Annotated in this window: 18 protein-coding genes; 3 read left to right on the top strand and 15 right to left on the bottom strand. The window is 66.4% G+C overall.

The window, feature by feature from the left end; translation table 11 throughout:
- Positions 1–23 precede the first annotated feature (23 nt).
- The gene (locus AU193_RS08560; protein ID WP_082682888.1) at positions 24–2,207 is read right to left on the bottom strand and encodes a molybdopterin-dependent oxidoreductase; all 2,184 of its coding nucleotides are present in this window, start codon (positions 2,205–2,207) and stop codon (positions 24–26) included.
- A 66-nt stretch (positions 2,208–2,273) separates the two neighbouring features.
- On the opposite strand from AU193_RS08560, the gene AU193_RS08555 reads away from it, so the two are divergent.
- The gene (locus tag AU193_RS08555) at positions 2,274–3,419 is read left to right on the top strand and encodes a thiolase family protein (protein ID WP_064421944.1); all 1,146 of its coding nucleotides are present in this window, start codon (positions 2,274–2,276) and stop codon (positions 3,417–3,419) included.
- A 68-nt stretch (positions 3,420–3,487) separates the two neighbouring features.
- Here AU193_RS08555 and AU193_RS08550 read toward each other — a convergent pair whose 3' ends face one another.
- The 10 genes from AU193_RS08550 to AU193_RS08505 all read right to left on the bottom strand — a co-directional run bounded on the left by AU193_RS08550 (position 3,488) and on the right by AU193_RS08505 (position 13,942).
- Complete coding sequence (locus AU193_RS08550; protein WP_064421943.1) at positions 3,488–3,976, bottom strand: nuclear transport factor 2 family protein; 489 nt, start codon at positions 3,974–3,976, stop codon at positions 3,488–3,490.
- The gene (locus AU193_RS08545) at positions 3,973–5,007 is read right to left on the bottom strand and encodes an NAD-dependent epimerase/dehydratase family protein (protein ID WP_064421942.1); all 1,035 of its coding nucleotides are present in this window, start codon (positions 5,005–5,007) and stop codon (positions 3,973–3,975) included. Before AU193_RS08545 ends, AU193_RS08550 begins: the two co-directional genes overlap by 4 nt.
- A 93-nt stretch (positions 5,008–5,100) precedes the next feature.
- Positions 5,101–6,294, bottom strand: a complete 1,194-nt coding sequence (locus AU193_RS08540) for an acyl-CoA dehydrogenase family protein (RefSeq protein ID WP_064421941.1) — start codon at positions 6,292–6,294, stop codon at positions 5,101–5,103.
- Complete coding sequence (locus AU193_RS08535; RefSeq protein ID WP_064421940.1) at positions 6,294–7,340, bottom strand: acyl-CoA dehydrogenase family protein; 1,047 nt, start codon at positions 7,338–7,340, stop codon at positions 6,294–6,296. The genes AU193_RS08540 and AU193_RS08535 overlap by 1 nt, the downstream gene beginning before the upstream one ends.
- Positions 7,340–8,176, bottom strand: a complete 837-nt coding sequence (locus tag AU193_RS08530; protein WP_064421939.1) for an amidohydrolase family protein — start codon at positions 8,174–8,176, stop codon at positions 7,340–7,342. The genes AU193_RS08535 and AU193_RS08530 overlap by 1 nt, the downstream gene beginning before the upstream one ends.
- On the bottom strand, positions 8,173–9,786 hold the full coding sequence (locus AU193_RS08525) for an acyl-CoA synthetase (protein ID WP_064421938.1): 1,614 nt from the start codon (positions 9,784–9,786) through the stop codon (positions 8,173–8,175). The genes AU193_RS08530 and AU193_RS08525 overlap by 4 nt, the downstream gene beginning before the upstream one ends.
- Positions 9,787–9,889: 103 nt before the next feature.
- Positions 9,890–11,107: an amidohydrolase family protein gene (locus tag AU193_RS08520; RefSeq protein ID WP_064421937.1), complete on the bottom strand. Its 1,218-nt coding sequence runs from the start codon at positions 11,105–11,107 to the stop codon at positions 9,890–9,892.
- Positions 11,104–11,973, bottom strand: coding sequence for an enoyl-CoA hydratase (locus AU193_RS08515; RefSeq protein WP_064421936.1), 870 nt, complete (start codon positions 11,971–11,973; stop codon positions 11,104–11,106). The genes AU193_RS08520 and AU193_RS08515 overlap by 4 nt, the downstream gene beginning before the upstream one ends.
- Positions 11,974–12,094: 121 nt before the next feature.
- Entirely contained in the window at positions 12,095–13,102 is a 1,008-nt protein-coding gene (locus AU193_RS08510) for a dihydrodipicolinate synthase family protein (RefSeq protein ID WP_064421935.1), read from the bottom strand.
- 42 nt (positions 13,103–13,144) lie between these two features.
- On the bottom strand, positions 13,145–13,942 hold the full coding sequence (locus tag AU193_RS08505; protein WP_064421934.1) for an SDR family NAD(P)-dependent oxidoreductase: 798 nt from the start codon (positions 13,940–13,942) through the stop codon (positions 13,145–13,147).
- Between the two features lie 231 nt (positions 13,943–14,173).
- Here AU193_RS08505 and AU193_RS08500 point away from each other — a divergent pair, with 231 nt between their 5' ends.
- The gene (locus AU193_RS08500) at positions 14,174–14,908 is read left to right on the top strand and encodes a TetR/AcrR family transcriptional regulator (protein WP_064421933.1); all 735 of its coding nucleotides are present in this window, start codon (positions 14,174–14,176) and stop codon (positions 14,906–14,908) included.
- Positions 14,909–15,002: 94 nt separating this feature from the next.
- Here the strand turns inward: AU193_RS08500 and AU193_RS08495 are convergent, their stop codons facing one another.
- The 4 genes from AU193_RS08495 to AU193_RS08480 form a co-directional block, all read right to left on the bottom strand.
- Complete coding sequence (locus AU193_RS08495; RefSeq protein ID WP_064421932.1) at positions 15,003–16,178, bottom strand: thiolase family protein; 1,176 nt, start codon at positions 16,176–16,178, stop codon at positions 15,003–15,005.
- Between the two features lie 64 nt (positions 16,179–16,242).
- On the bottom strand, positions 16,243–17,160 hold the full coding sequence (locus AU193_RS08490; RefSeq protein WP_064421931.1) for an enoyl-CoA hydratase/isomerase family protein: 918 nt from the start codon (positions 17,158–17,160) through the stop codon (positions 16,243–16,245).
- A gap of 9 nt (positions 17,161–17,169) precedes the next feature.
- On the bottom strand, positions 17,170–17,943 hold the full coding sequence (locus AU193_RS08485) for a FadR/GntR family transcriptional regulator (RefSeq protein WP_064421930.1): 774 nt from the start codon (positions 17,941–17,943) through the stop codon (positions 17,170–17,172).
- Complete coding sequence (locus tag AU193_RS08480; RefSeq protein WP_064421929.1) at positions 17,940–18,590, bottom strand: hypothetical protein; 651 nt, start codon at positions 18,588–18,590, stop codon at positions 17,940–17,942. Before AU193_RS08480 ends, AU193_RS08485 begins: the two co-directional genes overlap by 4 nt.
- 96 nt (positions 18,591–18,686) lie before the next feature.
- Between AU193_RS08480 and AU193_RS08475 the strand changes: the two genes are divergently transcribed.
- Positions 18,687–19,508, top strand: coding sequence for an enoyl-CoA hydratase/isomerase family protein (locus AU193_RS08475; protein ID WP_253867691.1), 822 nt, complete (start codon positions 18,687–18,689; stop codon positions 19,506–19,508).
- The last annotated feature ends 14 nt before the right edge of the window (positions 19,509–19,522 follow it).

The raw sequence follows: 19,522 nt of genomic DNA, 5'->3' as shown, positions 1-19,522 counted from the left end.
TTTCGCGGTCGCTCGCGGCGCAGTTATGCCCGCTCGACGCGGATGGGTACACCCGTCAGCCACGCCATGCCCGACAGCGCCTCGACATCGGCGGGGTCGCTGGACGTCAGCTGGTTGACGTTCGCTCCGCCGGCGCGGTTGGCCAAGCGCCAACTCCCGGTTCCCTTGTGCCCCCAGCCGTGTGGCACCGCGACGACTCCGGGCACGAGGTCCTTCGTCGTCAACACCGGCACGGTGATGGCGCCGTACGGCGAGGTGATCCGAACGTCGTCGCCGTCGGCGATGTTGCGCTCGGCCGCGTCGTCGACGTGCATCAGTGCATGCTGGCGACGATCCCCGCGCATCAGCAGCGGCGAATTGTGCATCCACGAGTTCTCCGAGCGCGGCTCGCGCAAGCCGATCATCCGCAGCGGGTAGCCGTCGGGCAACGCGCGCCGCGACAGCTTGTCGACCTCCGCTGCGATCCCTGGATGGTCCAACCGGACCCGGCGCGACAGGTAGCCGACGGCCTCGCGCAGCACACCGGTGCGGATGTGCGGTGCGACGACGACGCCGTGCGGATGCTGCTCGGTCAGCCGTCGCAGCGACAGCCCGCCGCGCCGCAGCCCGAACATGTCGCCGCCCTCCGACATCCGCACCAACGCATCCATCATGGCCCGCGGTGACGCCTCGAAACCGAACAGCCCCATAACTTTCCGCACGCCGGCGAACACCGCGAAAGCAGGCACGCGACGGGCCATCCGCCGAGCCAGGTCCTCGACGACGTCCCACTCCCCTCGCGCCTCGCCCACGGGCGCGAGAACGGCTTCTGTCGCTTGCCGGAACGGCGTGGCCTGAAACCCCTGGAACGTGTAGGGAAAGTCGTCGCGCTCGTACATCGTCGTGACAGGCAGGATGTAGTCGCATTGCGCGCTCGTCTCGGTGACGTAGAAGTCGAGCGCGACCGACAACTCCAACTCACCGAAGGCCGCCTCGAGTTCCTCGCCGTTGGGCACCGATAACACCGGATTGCCCGCCGACACGAACATCGCCCAGATCTGGCGCTCCCCAGGCGTCGTGATCTCCTTGGCCATCAGCGCCGCGGGCTCGGACCCGATTGCGCTAGGAGTCCCGCTGATTCGTGAGCGTTTACGTCGATAAGATCGCCGCATCACGGCGCCCATCGCGACGTTCTGCCACTTCTGACCGACGGTGTGCATGGAGCTGAACACCGAACCGCCCGGCACATCGAGGTTGCCCGCCACCAGGTTGACCGCATCGATCAGGTACGTGGTCAGCGTGCCGTGGCTTCCGACACAGGTGCCGAGCCTGCCGTAGACCGCGGCGCGCGGCGTGGCCACCAGGTCGCGCGCCAGCGCCCGCACGCTGTCCGCGTCGATCCCGGTCTGGGCCGCGGTCGACTCCGGACTGAAGGGCCGGCACAGCGACCGCAGCCAGTCCACGCCGTCGGCCTTTCGTTGAACCGCGGCCATGTCGACCAGGCCCTCGGCGAACATCACGTGCTGCAGCGAGAGCAAAAGCAACGAGTCGGTGTCCGGGGCGATGCCGAGCCATTCGAACACCACGGCCGTCTCGCTGCGCCGTGGGTCGACGATCACCACACGCCCACCGCGCTTGACGATGTCGTGCATGCGATCTTTGATCCGCGGCGCCGTCAGGAAGCTACCGTGTGACACAACCGGATTCGCGCCCATCATCACCAGAAGGTCGGTTCGCGTGAGATCTGGAATGGGCACCGACGTCGGCACACCATAGAGCAACTGGCTCGCGATCAGTCGGCTGTTGGTGTCCTGCGATGACGCGGTGAAGTAGTGGCAGTGGCGGCCGAGGCCCTTGATGAACAACAGCGCCGCGAAGGTGTGCGCGTAGCTGAACGCCCCGGGGTTGCCCATGTACCAGCCGACCGCGCCCGAACCGTGGCGGCGCAATATCCTCGACAGGCGGGCCGCGATGTCGTCCATCGCCTCGTCCCACGTCACCTCTTCGAAGCCGGCGGGCCCTCGCCGCAGCGGCCGGCTCACCCGATCCGGGTCGTTGACGACCTCCGTGAACGCGATGCCCTTCTGGCAGGCGAAACCGGCCGACAGCGGATGCTCCTTGTCCGGCCGCAGCGCCACCAGACGACCGTCCTCGACCGTCGCGATCATTCCGCACAGCGGCTCGCAGATTCGGCAGAAGGTCGGCTTGTTCTCGATGACCGGCGCCACGCCGATTACGATACTGTAAGAGTTTCAGTTACACGTCGGATCGGCGTTGACCAGAGAGGATCAGGCATGCACGACGTGGCGATCATCGGTGTCGGACTGCATCCCTTCGGCCGCTTCGAGGGCAAGTCCGCGATGGAGATGGGGGTCGACGCGATCTTCGCCGCCGTCGCCGACGCCGGTGTGGAGTGGAAGGACATCCAGTTCGCCACCGGAGGCAGCTGGACCGTCGCCAACCCGGACGCGATCGTCGGCATGGTCGGGTTGTCCGGTATTCCCTTCACCAACGTGTTCAACGCCTGTGCCACCGCGGCCAGCGCGGCGAAGGCGTGCGCCGACGGAATCCGATTGGGCGACTACGACATCGGCATCGCGATCGGGCTGGACAAACATCCGCGCGGCGCGTTCACCGAGGACCCCGCCCTGGTGGGCATGCCGCGCTGGTACGCCGAGAACGGTCAATACCTCACCACCCAGTTTTTCGGCATGAAGGCCAACCGCTACCTGCACCAGCACGGTATCTCCCAGCAGACGCTGGCCAAGGTGGCTGCCAAGAACTTCCGCAACGGGGCGCTGAACCCCAACGCGTTCCGCCGCAAGCCCATCGCCGAGGACCAGATCCTGAACTCCGCGATGCTGAACTATCCGCTCACGCAGTACATGTTCTGCGCCCCCGACGAGGGCGCGGCAGCCGTTGTGATGTGTCGTGCCGACATCGCCGAGCGCTACACCACCAAACCGGTGTACCTGCGGGCCGTCGAGGTGCGCACCCGCAAGTATGGTGCCTACGAGGTGAACACGACATTCGCGCCCGTGGAGGAGGACGTCGCACCGACGGTGTACGCCGCGAACGCGGCATTCGAAAAGGCCGGTGTCGCACCGCAGGACGTCGACGTCATCCAGTTGCAGGACACCGACGCCGGCGCCGAGATCATCCACATGGCCGAATGCGGCTTCTGCGCCGACGGCGACCAAGAGAAGCTGGTGGCCGACGGGGACACCGAGATCACCGGACCGCTGCCGGTCAACACCGATGGCGGGCTGATCGCCAATGGTGAACCGATCGGCGCGTCGGGGCTGCGCCAAATTCACGAGTTGGTGCGCCAGCTGCGCGGCGAGGCCGGTGATCGCCAGGTACCCGGCGAACCGAAAGTCGGCTTCGCGCAACTCTATGGGGCGCCCGGAACCGCCGCGGCGACGATCCTGACGAGGTGACGCCGATCAGGTGATCCCCTACGAGTATCCGGTCCCGCTGTCGGTGAAGCTCCTTGTCCTGACCGCGGTCACTTCAATGCGCGACGCGACGCTTTCATGATGAGCTTTCGTATGCGATTCGAAATATAAACGGCGACAAGGCCATTGAAGACGTCCTCGCGCAACCGCGTCAACGTCGAACTCGTGAAGCGCCACTGGCCGTCGAGCTTCTCGTAGGTCTCGTAGTAGTGGCCGTAGCCGCGTAGGTTGACGCCGGGGCCGAAGCGCACGACGTCCTCGAGGGCCCACACGCCGCGCGCGGTGGTCGGCGATGTCAGCTCGATCTCCGGGGCGTGGACCTGGTGCACGGAGACTTGATTGCGCAGGCTCTTGCGGGTGAACGCGACGAACTCGTCGGCGCCTTCGATCACTTTCCCGCCGGCAGGGGAGGTGTCGCTGAGGAAGTCGTCAGCGAACAGAGTGCGCCACGCCGCCCAGTCTTTCGTGTCGAGGAAGCGGCAGTAGCGGGCCTTCAACTGCTTGATCGCCTCGATCTCGACAAGCTCGGCTTCATTCATCCGGTGGCCTTGTCCCGCGCCTGCTCGACGTAGAATCGCGCGGCCTTGCGCAGCGACTCGGCGGTGGGCCGCGGATGCCAGCCGAGTTCCCGTGTCGCCTTACTGTGGTCTGCCGGCGCCATGATGTGCAACAGCCGGATCCCGGTCGTGTTCATCGGGATCTCCCGTCGCAACAGTCGGGCCACCACGCTCGCGACCCACACCGACGCGTAAACCACGGGAAGCGGGACCCCGAACCGCGGGGGTTTCGCTCCAACTGCCCCGGCGGCCGTCGTGAGCATGTCGCGCATCGGCATGTAGCTTTCGGAGATGATGTAGCGCTCGCCCACGCCGCCGTGTTCGCCTGCGAGCAGGAATGCCTCGGCAACGTCCTCGATGCCGACGACTTCGGTGGACACGCCACTGATGTAGGCGGGGATCCTGCCGAACGCGGCGTACTGCACCATCAGGCCCTGATGCGGATGAAAGTCCCGCGGTCCGTAGGGGTTCGATACACACATCACCACGGCGGGCAGGCCGTGGTCGCGGGCGTAGGACAAAACCAGTTCCTCGGCCTGGCGACGGGATTCGATGTACGCGCCGCCCTTGTCGCCCCAGTCGAACGGCATGTCCTCGGTCACCGGGCCGCGGCCGTCGCCGAGCGCGATCGTGCCGATGGTGCTGCAGAACACGAACCGGTGCAGGCCGGCTTTGGCCGCGATGTCAAGGACCCGTCGCAGGCAGTGGACGTTGGTCTCGAACAGCGGGGCCGGATCACGGAGATGAAACCGGGTGTCGACGATGCAGTAGTAGACGACGTCGCGGTCGGCCATCGCCGCGTGAAGGGCTTCGTCGTCGTACAGGTCGCCGTGGCAGCGCTCGACGTCGAGGTCGTCGATGGCCACCGTCGAACTGCTTCTGCGCAGATATACCCGTACGTCGTCGCCGCGCTCGACGAGTTTGCGCGTGACGTGTGAACCGACGAAGCCGCTCGGGCCCATCACCAGCGCGCGGCGCGCGGACGGTGTTGCGGTCGGGGGTGTGTCTGTCATGTTCTGTACCTCGCGAGTGACCGGAAACTGTCAGATTTTCACGGCGTTTCGTGTGCAAACACGGACGCTCGCGAAAAGGGGGGAAGCCCAAGGTCAGGAGGCTTTCTGGGTCGGCGGGGCGTATGCGGGCTTGCCGAGACCAAGAACGTACTGCGCGATCATGTTGCGGAACACCTCGAGCGTGCCGCCATAGATGCCGACCAGCGGCGCGAAGCGGTACACGTACTCGGCGGCGCCGTCGTCGATCGCCCCGTCGGTGCCGAGTGGAAGCGACGACGCCGTGCCCAGCATGTCCATCAGGTCCGGTGAGATGTCGCGCATCGTCTGCGCCAGCGCGACCCGACCGAAGATGCTGGTGGCCGAGAACGCCGCCTCCATACGGGCGACGCTGCGGCCCAGACGGTATGCGACCGAGCCGTCGTCGATCAACCTGCGGCCGTTGGGATCCGGTTCGGTGACGATCGCCGCGGCCTTGTCGACCGCGGCGGCCATCGTGCTGGCCTGGTGCATCATGATCGAGACGTCCTGCAGGCCGTCGGCGGCCGCTTCCACCGCGCCGTGCTCGACGTTGAGCGGTTCACGCACCACCGTCCAGCCGTCGTTCACCTCGCCGAGACGGTACTTGTCGTCGACGCGGACGTCGCTGTAGTACACGATGTTCGTCCGGTCGCCGTCGACGGTGCGGATGCCCTGGATCTCGATGCCCGGCGAGTCGAGCGGGACGAGAAACATGGTGAGGCTCTTGTGTTTCGGCGCCTCAGGGTCGGTGTTGGTGATCAGGAAGACGTACTGGCAGTTGTGGGCGCCGGTGGTGAACATCTTCGAGCCGTTGATAATCCACCCATCGCCGTCCCGCACCGCCCTGGTCTTGCAGGTGGCGACGTCGGATCCGCCCTCTGGTTCGGTGTAGCCCAGGCAGAGCCGGACCTCGCCGGTGTACACCCGCGGCATCACCTCGGCCTTGAGCTCGGGTGAGCCGAACTTGGCCACGGACCGCGCGATCATCGCCGTGGTGCCGGACGTCACCCACGGCACATGCGCGCGGCGTTTCTCCAGTTCCCAGATGCGCCGCCGGATCCGGTTGAACCCGCCCTCGGACTCCGGCTTCCATTCGCGCGCAAGGTATCCGGCCTTGCCGAGCGCCAGATGCACGCCCTCGTCGAAGTTGTCGCCGGTTTCCCGGTCGCGCCGGAGCACATCCTCCGTGACGATCTCCCGCAGGAACGCGCGGGACTCCTCGAGGAAAGCCTGGTCCTCTTCGGAGAGTTCGACCCGCGAGAAATCCATTACTTGTCCTCTCCGCTCTCACGAGCCGCGACGATGCCGGCGATGTACTTGGCACTGGCGGCCGGGTCTCCCCCGGCGAGCGCCCACCCGCGGGCGCGCAGCAGGTACGCGCTGGCGGCGGCCTCCGCCGACACCCCGAGCCCGCCTTGGACCTGGACCGCCATCGTGGCGGCCTTCGACGCCTCCTCGGCCATGAACACGAACGCCGACGGGGCCAGTTCGGGCCGCTCGCCGGGTTCGTTGTCGAGGAACCACGCGGCGCGCCGCACGAGGTTGCGTCCGCCCTGCACCGTGATCGCGATGTTGGCCAGCGGATGCGAAATCGCCTGCAGCGTCGAGATCGGTACGCCGAGCGTGTAGCGGGTTTTGGCGAACTCCGCGGCGATCGTCATCGTCTCCTCGACCAACCCGACGAGCGCCGCCCCGGACAGCACACGCCATTCGTCCAGTGCCCGTTGATATACCGCCAGCGCATCGGCACCGCTCGCCAGGACGGTCCGGCTGTCGGCCGCAGCCGGGTCGATCCACGCCATCGGCAGCCGGCCGATGTTGTCGACCTTCGTGGGCCGGGTGGCGAACGTCAGCTTGACGACGTCGTCACCGTCGCGCAGGACGATATGGTCGGCAACCGATCCGCTCGGCAGCAAGCGCACCCCGGATGTGCTGTCCTGCTGGGGGTCCAGTCCGACGATCTGCTTGCCGCTCACGACGTCGGGATCGACCGCTCCCAGTCGGCCGAGCAGACGTGCCGCGCTCACGTGGTCGATCCACGGCACGGGCGCCAGCGACCGGCCGATCTCCTCTGCCACCAGCGTCAGGTCGACCAGCGTGGCGCCGTCGCCACCCATCTTCTCGGGCAGTGCCATCGTGGTCGCGCCCATGGTGCACAGCCGCTCCCACAGGCTCTTGTCGAAGCCGGATGCCTCAGCGGCCCGAACGGTTTCGATTGAACAGTGCGTCTTGAAGAAGTCCTTGTACGCCGCCTGCAAGGCCTGGTGGTCGTCGGACAGGCTGTAGTCGAGCCTGCGCAGTTCGTAACGGTCCATCACTGCTCCTTGTCGGCGCCGAAGAAGAACTCCTGCGCGTTGTTGTACAAGTAGTTGTCGCGCACCTCGGCCGGCAGGTCAAGGGCGAGCGCCTCGGGGACGACGCGGCGCATTCTGAGCACCGGCCAATCCGACGCGTAGATCACCTTGTTCGGGCCGCGGGTACGCATGTAGTGAAGCAGGCTGTCGGGTAGCCGCTTCGGTGACCACGCCGACGTCATCAGGCGGAGGTTCTGGTACTTGATGAGCAGACGGATCGCGACGTCCCACCACGGGTCGGCGCCGTGGATCATGCAGAGCTTGAGTTCCGGGAACCGCACGCAGACCCGGTCGAGGTGGATCGGGTTCTGCACCTCACCCGGGATCGGCGGTCCGGGAAGGCCGGTGTTGACGCACAGGGGCAGCCCCAGTTCGGCGCACTTGGTGTAGAGCGGGTAGTAGACGGCGTCGCTGGGCGGGTACTGCCCGTCACCCCAAAAGCTCGGTCCCACCGCCGCATACGCCACCGGTAAGTCGTTGACGACGGATGCCAACTCCCGCAGCGACGGGATCGGCCGCAGCAGGTTGACCCCACCGATCGCCAGCGCGAACCTGTCCGGTCGGGCGTCGACGAACTTGCGCGCCGTCGTCGAGGGCTTGGCGATGCTGTCCATCAGGATCGCCTTCTGGACACCCTGCTCGTCCATCTCCTCGAGCAACTCACCGAGGTCGACGGGCGCGAACATCGACTCGGGGCCCTTGAAGTAGTCGTCGCGAACCTTGAGCATCCACGTCGGCTGCTGCTCGGTCTCGCCGAAGTGCACGTTGACCAGACAGTCAATGGCGCGGGTGCTCATGCGTTCACCTGTTGTGTGGCAGCGGCTTTGGCCCAGCGATAGTCCGGTTTGCCGTTTCCGAGCCGACGGACCTGGTCGACGAAGATGAACTCCTTCGGCGCCTTGAACCTCGCCAGGCTCGACGTGCAGTGCGCGTGCAACGGTTCGTGGGCGGCTTCGGCGCCGTCGTTCAGCGCGACCAGCGCCACGATCTCCTCACCCCACCGCTCGCTGGGCCGCCCCACCACCAGGGCGTCGGATATCGCCGGGTGCGCGCGCAGCACCTCTTCGACCTCCTCGACGAACACCTTCTCGCCTCCCGTGTTGACGACCAGCGCATCACGTCCGAACAACCGCAGCGTGCCGTCGGCGGCCAACGATCCCCGATCACCCGAGATCACTACGCGTTGCCCGTCGACCACCGGGAAGGTCCTGCGCGTCGCCGCCTCGTCGTCGAAGTAGCCGAGTGGAATGCGGCCACCGCGCGCAACAAAACCGATCTCGTGCTCACCCGGTTCGAGGAAGCGTTGGTAGTCCTCGGAGAGCACCAGCGCGCCCTCGCGCAGTTCGAAGGTGTCCTTCTGCTCACCACGCTGGCTGCGGCCGAATCCGACGTTCCCGGTCTCGGACGACCCGTATCCGTTGATGAGCGTGATCTGGGGCAGCAGTTCCAGCAGTGCGCGTTGGTGTTTGGGGTTGGTGGCCGCCCCACCGGTTCCGATCGCGAACAACGACGACAGGTCGTAGGAGCCGCGGCGCAGCTCCTCGACCAACGGCGCGGCGTAGGCGTCGCCGACCATCGTCATCAAGCCGACCTTCTCGCGCTGCGCGGTTTCCAGGACCGCGCGCGGATCGAACCGCGTCTGGTCGTAGAGGATCACCGGCAGGCCGTTGAGCAGGGCGGCGAACGCCGTCCACATGCCTGCCGCGTGCATCAGCGGCGACACCGCGAACCAGGGTTGTCCCCCATGCGCAACCTTGGCGTGGATATCGTCGACAGAGTCGTGGTCCGCGCCGTTCATCGAGATGACGTACGTGTCGCTCTGGCGCCACATCACGCCCTTGGGCCTGCCGGTGGTCCCGCCGGTGCACACCATCATCACGTCGTCGGGCGAGGTCGCGATGTCGACATCGGTATCACCTTGCGCCAGAACATCATCGAGGGTGATCGCGTCGGTGAGCTGCCGGACGGACGCGTCGTCGTCGATCTCGATCAACAGCTCCGTCGAGGCGGGCGGCAGCACGTCGGCGAACCTCGGGCCGAACGACCGGTGGTAGATGACCGCACGTGGGCGCAGGTAGTCGAGGAGTTCGGCGACCTCGCGCGGGGTGTAGTTGTAGTTGACGTTGACCGGGACCGTCCGGGCCTTGAGGCATCCGATCACCATGTCGGGGTACAGGTCGTTGTGCATGAGCAGCGCGACGCGGTCCTGCCCGCACTCCCAGTTCTGCAGTTCCTCGCGTTCGCGGTGCGCGCCGAGTCCCTGCGCGGCCAGATAGTTCGCGAGACGGCGGGTGCGGTCCGCCGACTCACCGAACGTGCTGCGGCGCGCGCCGCACACCGTCATCACTCGATCGGGCACCGCCTGGGCGATCGCGTCGAGAACCGCCCCGATCGTCCACTCGCTCATCTGCCGGCGCCTTCGATATGCCCGTTGTGCGGTTTCATCCGCGACACGCCGCGATGTGCGGATGAAACCGCACAATGGCGGGTGATTCCGGAACTGGTCGGCATCACACGGCCGGGACGTTGACGCCGAGCAGTTCGAGGGCGTTGTCGCGCATGACCTTTCGGGTGTCTTCGGCGCTGAACTCCGGGAACTGCGGGATGTCGGCGGTGAAGGCCATCGGGTCGGCGAGGCCCTCGCCGTGCGGCCAGTCCGAACCGAACAGGATCTTGTCCACGCCGATGGTGTCGGCCAGCAGTTTGACGTCGTCCTCGTAGTACGGGGCGATCCAGACGTTGTTGCGCAACTGCTCGACCGGGTCCTCCTTGAAGTGGTACGGCGCGGTGTTGGCCGCCTTCTTGAGGCGTTTGATCAAGCGGTAGACGAAGTAGGAACCGTTCTCGATGCTGGCCACCTTCAGCTTCGGATGACGGGTGAAGACCTGGTGCACGATCATCGACGCCATCGAGTCGTGGATGGCGCGGTCGTCGAGCAGGACCTGGTCGAGCGGGTCCTTCTTGCCGAAGCCCTCGAACGTCGACTTGCCGCCCCACAGCGCCGCGATCGCGAGGTACCCGCTGTCGGACAGGTGGAAGATCACCGGAACACCGGCTTCAGCGAGGCGCGCCCACACCGGGTCGTGCAGCGGGTCGCCGAGCGACCGCGGCTTGACCGCACCCGGCACCGGAGCGGGCCGCACACACACCGTCTTGGCGCCCCGGCCGAGCACGAAATCGACTTCCTCCACGGCTTTCTCGGGGTCGGCCAGCGAGATGATCGGGGCCGAGATGAACCGATGGTCGGGCCGGTCGAAACCCCAGTCCTCGTCGAGCCAAAGGTTGAACGCGTGCACCGATGCCATCGTGGCCTCGATGTCGTGCTTGAGCGCCTCCTCGACTCCGCAAGCGAACGTCGGCAGCATGAAAACCGTTTCGAGGTTCTGCTTGTCGAGAATCTTCATCCGGGCTTCGCGGTTCTGATACTCGGGATGGTCGCCCAACCGGTCGACCTTCATCAGCGAGGCGGGATCGACACCGTCGGGAATCTCCCCGCGGAACAACAGGTCCAGGCACCCCGGCTCGATGATCGGGTCGAACGTCGGGTTCGGGATGAAGTGGTTGACCCGTTCACCGATCACGGCGAAGGTGCGCTTCCCGTCTTGAAGCATCTGCACCCCACGACGCTTGAACTCCTTGGGCAGATGCCGCGTGAAGGCATCCAGCGGCTCGTAGTAGTGGTTGTCGACGTCGATGGCCATGTAGTCCAAGGGCTGTCGTGCGCTCATGTCGCATCCTCCTTCTCACGTTTCAGGGGCGGAAAGTTCGGCGTGCGCTTCTCGAAGAAACTGGTGATGCCCTCGAGGAAGTCGGGTCGCGTCATCGACTCGTGCATAAGCTTCTCGGCGTGATCGCTGGCGTCGAAGACATCGCGCATGGTGTCTGCGTACACCTGTTGTTTGATCACCGCCAGCGAACTGGGCGCACAGTTGGCGGCGATGTCCTCGGCGTAACCGATCGTGCGCGGAAGCAATTCCTCCGCGGCGACCACCTCGTTGACCACGCCCAGGCGGGCGGCCTCATCGGCGAAGAACACCCGACCGGACAGCAGCAGGTCCATGGCAACACCGGTGCCGACGATCCGCGGCAGCATCCAGGAGATGCCGTATTCGGCGATTAACCCGCGTCGGGCGAACGACGTGGTGAACTTCGCGCCCTCGGCCGCGAAACGCACGTCGCACGCCAGGGCCAGCGTGAGCCCCATGCCCGCGCAGGCGCCGTTGATCGCGGCGATCACGGGTTTGCGCATCCCCATCAGGAAGTGCGGATGTCGGGCGCCGACGAGCTTGCCGACGTCGGTGTCGGCGGCGTCGACCGTCGCGGCGCTGATCGTCGTCAGGTCCCCCATGTCCGCACCCGCGCAGAACGCGCGGCCGCTGCCGGTGACCACGATTGCGCGCACCGCGGGATCGGCCTCGGCGTCGTCCATGCGTTCGTAGAACGTGCCGGCGAGCCCACCGCCCCATCCGTTCATCCGGTCCGGCCGGTTCAGGGTGAGCACCGCGACGCCGGTGTCGAGCACCTCGTAGCGGACCGGCGCGGCATCGGAGTCGGATTCGAAGTCGGAGTCGGCGACTTGGTCAGGAGCGCTCACCCAGCAGTCCTCCTCCAGCGGCGCGAGCTTTGTGAATGCTCATACTGTACACCTATCGGTAGCGCCTTCCGCAACCGTCGCCGCGGCGTGACGGGGCCGGTCGGACGCCGCGGCGAGACGCTCACGCCTCGACCAGTCCGAGCCGCTGATATGCGGTGTCGATCTGGGCTTTCGCCTCGGCTGGCAGGTGTGCTTGCGGCGGACGGGAGTGCGGATACTCCCCGATCGGCAGGCCGAGCACCGACGCCGCGTACTTGAACGCCCCGCCCCAGTGGGTGAAGTAGTCGGGCCGCCCGGGATAGCAGGTGAACCACGAGCCCATGTCGAGGTCGAACTGATCGAGCCCGGACTCGCGCGCATGGTCCATCGCCTCCACGAGTTTGTCGTTGGCGATGAGTTCCCAATACTCGCTGAACACCCGTCGCTCCGGGGTTTCGAACAGATAGCCGGCGGTGCCGAGCTGCGCGGGACAGACGATGCCGTCGCGCAGCCAGCCGGCGCGGTACACGGTCTTGTCGCACTCCCATATCGCAAGGCCCGGCGCCAACTCGTGCAGCATCCTGCTGGCCATCGGGCGGAACGCGCCCTCCTTGGTCGCACAGACCCCCGGAATCTCGTCGTAGATCGCGGCGCTTTCAACCGGCGTCAGCACGTAACCCGACGACGGGGAGTTGAACATCCCGAGCGCGATGTCGGTGCGATCGGCGATGTAGCGGAAGAAGTTCAGCACGCCCTGCCCGCCGTGCGCCTCCATCATCGGGGTCTGGATGTAGACGATGTCGGCGCCGGCCTCCTGCGCGTGACGAGTGAGCTCGAGGCAGTCCTTGGCCGCGGTCGCCGCGGTGCACGCCTGCACGACGACGTCGGGGTTGGTGGCGCGACCTTCCTCGATAGCGACCTCCAGCAACCGCTTTCGTTCGTCGATCGTCAGCGCCCAGAACTCGGCGATGCCGCTTGTGCACCACAACAGCGGATGATTCAGCGTGTCGACGCAGTGCCGCACCAGCGTTCGATAGGCATCCCAATCGATGTCGTCGCCGTCGACACCGCAAAAGGGCGTGTAGAGCGAGTCGCCGATCCCGCGCAGATGGGTGCGAGCCCACTCCCGGGCATCTTTCGCCGAAGCCATGATGACCCTCCTCAGCCGATGGTTCGGACGCCAGGTGAAGGCTCAGGTGAAATCCGAGCCTCCGTCGACGTTGACGTTGGCGCCGGTCATGTACGAGTTGCGGCGGGACGCGAGAAATGCGACCACAGGCCCGATTTCGTCGGGCAGCCCCGCGCGCGGGAGGTGTGCCGGATGGCCGAAGTGCTCACCGATCGCGGCCATCAACGCATACGGATCATTGCCGTCGACCCCCACCGACTCGGCCCAGCCGATCAGCGCTTCGGAGGCGATGCTGCCCGGTGAGACCACGTTGACCATGATCTCGTCGGGAGCCAGCAACAGCGACAGGTTCTTCGAGATGCTCGTCAGCGCCGCTTTGGCGGCGGTGTAGGCGGGCAGGATCACGCTCTGCCGTTGCGTCGAATGTGCGGAGAAGTTGACCACCCGCGCCCATTCGGCCGCGCGCAACAGCGGTAAAGCCGAGCGCACGCAGTGCACCATGCCCATCACGCCGCTGTCGAAGGCTACGTGCCACTGCTCGTCGGTCAGGTCCTCGAAGGTGCCGACCGCGTCGGGGCCGACGGCGTTGATCAGGATGTTGAGCCGGCCGTCCCAGCGCTGCGCGACTTCGTCGAAGGCTCGCTGCACCTGATCGGCGTCGGTGGTGTCGGCGCTCAGCGCGAGCGTGTCCGGGCTCCCGATCTCGGCGAGGGCGGTCGCCGCGTCTGCGAGGACATCCGGCGTCCGCCCGATCACCGCCACCCTGGTCCCCTCCTCGGCCAGGCAGCGCGCCGTCGCAAACCCCATCCCGCGCCCGCCGCCGACGACCACGGCGGTGGCGTCCTTCAACCCGAGGTCCATGCGGCCTTTCGCTCACCCGACTGCGTAGAAGACCTTACTATAGGACTTACAGTAGAACAGCGGAATCACCGTGGAGCCGGACGACGGAATGGCTACCGGTATGGTTGACGGTAACGGCCGAGCCGCGACACACCTGCATTGGCGCAGATCAGGAGCGGCTGACGGTACATTCAAGTCCACCAACCCCGCTTTCGGGGCGCTGTGCGCGGCTTATTCGATGGAGGTGCCCTAGTGGCAAGGCAGGCGACCGCGGAGAAGCGCCAACGGCGCGAACGCGGATCGATCAATCCCGACGACATCATCAAGGGCGCCTTCGAACTCGCCGAAGACGTGGGCATCGACAACTTGTCCATGCCACTTCTCGGCAAGCACCTCGGCGTCGGGGTGACAAGCATCTACTGGTACTTCCGCAAGAAGGACGATCTACTCAACGCGATGACCGACCAGGCACTGCGCCAGTACGTGTTCGCGACGCCGTATGTGGAAGCCAAGGACTGGCGCGAGACGTTGCGCATCCATGCACGCACCATGCGAAAGACGTTCATGGGCAACCCGATTCTGTGCGACCTGATCCTCATCCGGTCGGCGCTGAGTCCCCGGGTGGCCAAGCTGGGCGTGCAGGAGGTGGAGAAGGCGATCGCAGGCCTGGTCGAGGCGGGCCTGTCGGCCGAGGACGCGTTCGACACGTACTCCGCGGTCTCGGTGCATGTCCGCGGATCCGTTGTGCTGCACCGCCTTCGGGAGAAGAACCGGGCCGCCAATGAGGGCCCTAGCGACCTCGAGGAGACCATGACCATCGACGCCGACAGCACACCGCTGCTGGCCTTGGTCACTGAGAAGGGCCACCACATCGGCGCGGCCGACGACAAGAACTTCGAGTTCGGCCTCGAATGCATCCTCGACCGCGCGAGCAGGCTCATCGAGGAGAACAACAAGTCGGCGAAGAAGACCGCCCGCAATCGGTAATCACGCGCGGCGTCGTTTGTGGATCTGGCGACGTTTCCCCGGTGAAATCCGTCGCCAGATGCACAATCGAGCGGCGGCGCGTTAGACCTCGGAACTAGACCTCGATGACGACCGCGCCGCCCTGGCCGCCGCCGGCGCACATCGCAGCGACACCGATGCCGCCGCCGCGACGCTGCAATTCGTAGACCAGCGTGGTGACCATCCGCGCGCCCGAGGCGGCGATGGGATGGCCGAGGCTGCAACCACTTCCGGAGAAGTTCACCAGCTCCTCGTCGATGCCGTGCTCGCGGCACGCTGCGATCGGCACCGACGCGAACGCCTCGTTGATCTCCCACAGCGTGACGTCGGACGGCTTGAGGCCGGCGCGGTCGAGCACCTTGCCGATCACCTTGACCGCACCGAGTCCGCAGTCGCGCGGCGCCACACCCGCAGCGGCCCACGCTTTCACGGTCGCCAGCTTGGTGAGGTTGTTGGCGTCGGCGTAGTCATTGTCGACGAGCGCCAGCGCGGCCGCCGCGTCGTTGGTGCCGCTGCTGTTGCCCGCGGTGATCGAGAAGCCCTCGATCTCGGGGTGCAGCGGTTTGAGGCCGGCCAGCTTCTCGACCGTGGTGTCGCGGCGCGGATGCTCGTCGACGCTGAACTCGGTGACCGACCCGTCGAACTGCTGAACCTTCAACGGCACGATCTCGTCGACGAACTTGCCCGCGTCAATGGCGGCGATCGCGCGCTCATGCGAGCGCGCCGCCCAGGCGTCCATCTCCTCGCGGGTGATGCCGACCGCTTGCGCGGTGTTCCAGCCGACGGTGATGGACATGTCGCGCGTCGGCGCGTCCGGCGTCTCGACGTGGGTGGGCGGCATCCACTTCTCTTCGAACTTCAGCTCGGGGCCCGGGATGCGCCAGTTCACCAGGGGTGTCATCGACAGCGACTGCACACCGCCGGCGATCAGCGCGCGCTCCATGCCGGAACCGATCTGAGCTGCCGCGTTGCCGATCGCGGTGAGGCTGCCTGCGCAGTGCCGGTTCACCGACTGGCCCGGAACGTCGGGCAGCCCACAGGCGTCGGCCGCGTAGCGGGCCAAATCCCCACCGCCATAATGGGATTCGGCGAAGATCAGGTCATCGATGTCGTTGGGGTCGATACCCGAGCGGCGGATCACCTCCGGCAGGACGGTGGTGATCAGCGTCTCCGGCGGGGTGTTGACCAGCGTGCCCTTGAACGAGCGGCCGATGGCGGTCCTGGCGGCACCGACGATGACGGGTGTTCCCATGTTTCTACCTCGGGTTTCGACGTTAGCGGCTTTACAAAACTAGCAGATAGTGTAGCGGACCCCGCTACTCGGGCTCAGGTACGTGGAAATGCTCGTCACGCAGCCGGAACGCTTCCTTGGTCCCGTGCTGCGCGCGGGTCTTGACGAAGTTGAACTCGCCCTCTGCGAACTGCAGGTTCGTCCCGTACGCGTGGAACAGGTAGCTCGCCACCTCCTCGCCCTGGTAGGCCTGGCTCTGCTCGACGAGGCGGAACGCTTCCTTGGCGATCACCACGCCGTCGGCGGGCATCTTGGCGGCCTTCTCGGCCCAGTAGCGGGCACGCTTGGTCACCTGGTGGGCCTCGCAGGTCTCAGTGAAGACGCCGAGGTGCTCGACCGCGCCGGCCTCGATGATGTCGCCGGTCAACAGCAGCCGGCGAGCCAGGACCGGGCCCAGCCGGTGAAAGAACATGTGCAGGCTGCCGAGCGCGGGTCCGAGGAACCGGGTGGCCGGCATGCCGATCTTGGTGGTGCGGGCGATGACGGAGATGTCGGTCATCAGCGCCATCTCGAAGCCGCCGCCGAGGGCGTAGCCGCTGATCTCCCCCACCGTGACCTTCGGGAAGCCCATGAAGTTGTGGTAGAAGCCGAAGGACTTGCGGTCGACGGTCAGCCGACGGCGTTGGCTCGGGCGCCGCTTAGCCTGCGCCGAGCGCTCATCGCGCGAGCGTCCCCCTGCCCTTCGGGCGGGAGGTGCCCCCACATCGCCATACCAGCCGTACGCGTTGTTCATATCGGCGCCGGTGCTGAAGACTCCGTCGGCGCCGCGCAACAGGACGACCGTGATGTCGTCGTCCTCGGCGACCTCGTCGAGGTAACGGCCGATGGTCTCGCGCATCGCCGCGTCGTAGGAGTTGCGCTGCGCGGGGTTGTTCAGCGTGATGGTCGCGATCCGCTTGTCGCGGTCGACATCGAACAGCACGCGGTCGTCGGCGGTGGTCATGGAGTGTCCTCACTGAACGTCGTAGATGAGCTTGGCCTCAATGGTTTTGTCCGTTCCGGCAGCAAGCGTGTTGCGGCGCGCGACCGCGAGGTGTTCGGCGGCCAACCGTGCCGCACGGGCCTGGTTGCCGTCACGGATAGCGTCGAGCAGGCGTTGGTGATCCCTCAGCGCGGCCCGCATCGTCTTGTCGTTCATCGGATCGGCGCCGGTCTCGTCGCCCCACACCGACGACTCGTGCGCCGACCAGATCAGCTCCAACGAACCGATCAACAGAATCATCGGCTCGTTGCCGCAGCGGGAGACGACGGTTTCGTGGAACCGGCGGGCATTGGGGACATACCGTGCCGGATCGTCGAATTCGTCGATTTGCCTTTGTATTTCGCCTTCGAGGTAGGGGACGACCTCGGTCATGCGGTCGGCCCTGGCGGCGCACATGCTCGCGCAGATAGGTTCGAGGTGCAGCAGTGCGCCGCTGACGTCCGCGGGTGTAGCAGAGCGTGCCTGCAACACCATGCTGATCATGTGGGCGGTCCGGTCTGCCGAGGGCTGATGCACGACTGCACCGCCCATGTTGCCCCGCCGCACCGAGATCAGCCCGTCGGTCTCCAGGATGTGGATCGCCTCACGCAGGGCCGGCGGGCTGACTCCGAACTCGGCGAGCAGGCCGTCTTGGGACGGCAGCACGTCGCCCTCCTTGAGCCGCCCGGACAGGATGTCGTCGCGAAGCCGTGCGGCGATGATCTCTGCCACCCGGGGTTGACGAATCCTGTGCGCGCTGGTCATCTCGTCCGGCGCTTCCCGAACTCGAACACAGACAGCCGCTCGGGTGAGGACGCCGACGTGTTGAACTCGCCGACGCACAACACCTCGTCTCCGAGCAGCAGCCGCGCCGTGGATGTCACGCGGCCGTCGGCCTCCACGCGGTTCACGTCGAATCTAAGCTCGGTGAGGATCGGTGTCGGCCTACGGAAGGTGACGGTCAGCGAGCGGGTCTTGCCGGTACGGCCCATCGCGCAGCTGTGGTGCTGGGTCACGCAGTCGAAGAACACCGCGACGAATCCCCCGTTGACCAACCCCGGTGGACCTTCGAAGACGACCGGGAACGTGACCCTGCCCGACGCGGTGTCGGCGCCCAACTGGTCGACGGTGTATTCGGGAAACGCCGGGTTGTACGCGCCGATGTCGAAGGCGTGGTCGAGGTAGACGCGTTGCGACTCCGTGGCGTCGGGACCGATCCGGGGCGTCGGATCAGCGGGTGCCGCGGCGGCGAGTTCGCGTTCCCAGTCGTCGATCTGGCGCAGCATTACGTCGACGGTGGGGTGCTCGTGCTCCAACGAGAGCAACAGGCCGCTCAGCCGGCGGAGGGCGCCCGCGGCGGCGACGGTCTGCGCCAGCGGTTGCTCGCCGTAACTGGGCGTGTCCTGTGCCATCGGTGGCCTCTCGTCGGCGGCGACGTCTTTTCGACCGCTGTCCTTGCTAACTTGTACAAGATAGCAATACTGTATGTCTAACCGTATAGCTCGAGATTGGCGGATTCAACGGTGACCGATGCGGCCGACGACGGCGTGGTTGAGACGTCGCGCGACGACGCGGTTCTGCGTATCACGCTGAGCCGCCCGTCGCGCCGTAACGCGTTGAGCCGCAGCATGACCGACACGTTGGTGACGACGTTGACCGCCGCCGCCACCGACGACTCGCTGCGCGCCGTCCATATCTGCGGCGGCGGATCGGATTTCTGTGCGGGCGTCGACTGGGTGGCGTCCAACGCCGGTGACCCGCGCCCCCGCACCGGCGACATCGTCCGCCGCCAACCCCACACCGCGCATCGGGTGGTCGAACTGGTCCACACCCTTCACCTGCCGGTGGTGTGCACGGTTCGCGGGTGGGCCGCTGGCCTCGGTTGCAACCTGGCGCTGGCGGCCGACTTCACCGTGGCCGCAGAGGACGCCGTGTTCTGGGAGCCGTTCCTCGGCCGCGGCTTCAGCCCCGATTCGGGGTCGTCCTGGCTGCTGCCCCGGCTCGTCGGATTGGCGCGCGCCAAGCGGATGCTGCTGCTGGGCGAGAAGGTCAGCGGCGCCGACGCGGCCGAGTGGGGCCTGATCCACACCGCCGTACCGGAACCCGAATTGTCCGCAGTGGCCGACGAACTCGTCGAGCGATTGGCATCCGGACCCACCGTGGCGATCGGCCTGGCCAAACAGTCCATTCACTACGGCCAGCACGCGTCGCTTTCCGACACCATGAACCGGGAGCTCTACAACGTCGAGCTGTCGTGTCGAACCACCGATTTCAGAGAAGGACTGGCGGCGTTCCGTGACAAGCGCCCGCCGGAATTCCACGGGCGCTGACGGATAGGAACAAC

The organism is Mycobacterium sp. GA-1285 (assembly GCF_001499905.1).
Taxonomy (GTDB): Bacteria; Actinomycetota; Actinomycetes; order Mycobacteriales; family Mycobacteriaceae; genus Mycobacterium.
Note: the sequence above shows the minus strand (reverse complement) of the source record. Positions and strands in the feature narration are given on the sequence as shown.

Excerpts from the sequence above, each read along its gene's own strand:
- AU193_RS08480 (WP_064421929.1), bottom strand. The coding sequence starts at position 18,590 with ATGGCACAGGACACGCCCAGTTACGGCGAGCAACCGCTGGCGCAGACC.
- AU193_RS08555 (WP_064421944.1), top strand. The coding sequence starts at position 2,274 with ATGCACGACGTGGCGATCATCGGTGTCGGACTGCATCCCTTCGGCCGC.
- AU193_RS08550 (WP_064421943.1), bottom strand. The coding sequence starts at position 3,976 with ATGAATGAAGCCGAGCTTGTCGAGATCGAGGCGATCAAGCAGTTGAAG.
- AU193_RS08495 (WP_064421932.1), bottom strand. The coding sequence starts at position 16,178 with ATGGGAACACCCGTCATCGTCGGTGCCGCCAGGACCGCCATCGGCCGC.
- AU193_RS08530 (WP_064421939.1), bottom strand. The coding sequence starts at position 8,176 with ATGAGCACCCGCGCCATTGACTGTCTGGTCAACGTGCACTTCGGCGAG.
- AU193_RS08545 (WP_064421942.1), bottom strand. The coding sequence starts at position 5,007 with ATGACAGACACACCCCCGACCGCAACACCGTCCGCGCGCCGCGCGCTG.
- AU193_RS08525 (WP_064421938.1), bottom strand. The coding sequence starts at position 9,786 with ATGAGCGAGTGGACGATCGGGGCGGTTCTCGACGCGATCGCCCAGGCG.
- AU193_RS08510 (WP_064421935.1), bottom strand. The coding sequence starts at position 13,102 with ATGGCTTCGGCGAAAGATGCCCGGGAGTGGGCTCGCACCCATCTGCGC.
- AU193_RS08540 (WP_064421941.1), bottom strand. The coding sequence starts at position 6,294 with ATGGATTTCTCGCGGGTCGAACTCTCCGAAGAGGACCAGGCTTTCCTC.
- AU193_RS08490 (WP_064421931.1), bottom strand. The coding sequence starts at position 17,160 with ATGACCACCGCCGACGACCGCGTGCTGTTCGATGTCGACCGCGACAAG.
- AU193_RS08535 (WP_064421940.1), bottom strand. The coding sequence starts at position 7,340 with ATGGACCGTTACGAACTGCGCAGGCTCGACTACAGCCTGTCCGACGAC.
- AU193_RS08505 (WP_064421934.1), bottom strand. The coding sequence starts at position 13,942 with ATGGACCTCGGGTTGAAGGACGCCACCGCCGTGGTCGTCGGCGGCGGG.
- AU193_RS08485 (WP_064421930.1), bottom strand. The coding sequence starts at position 17,943 with ATGACCAGCGCGCACAGGATTCGTCAACCCCGGGTGGCAGAGATCATC.
- AU193_RS08520 (WP_064421937.1), bottom strand. The coding sequence starts at position 11,107 with ATGAGCGCACGACAGCCCTTGGACTACATGGCCATCGACGTCGACAAC.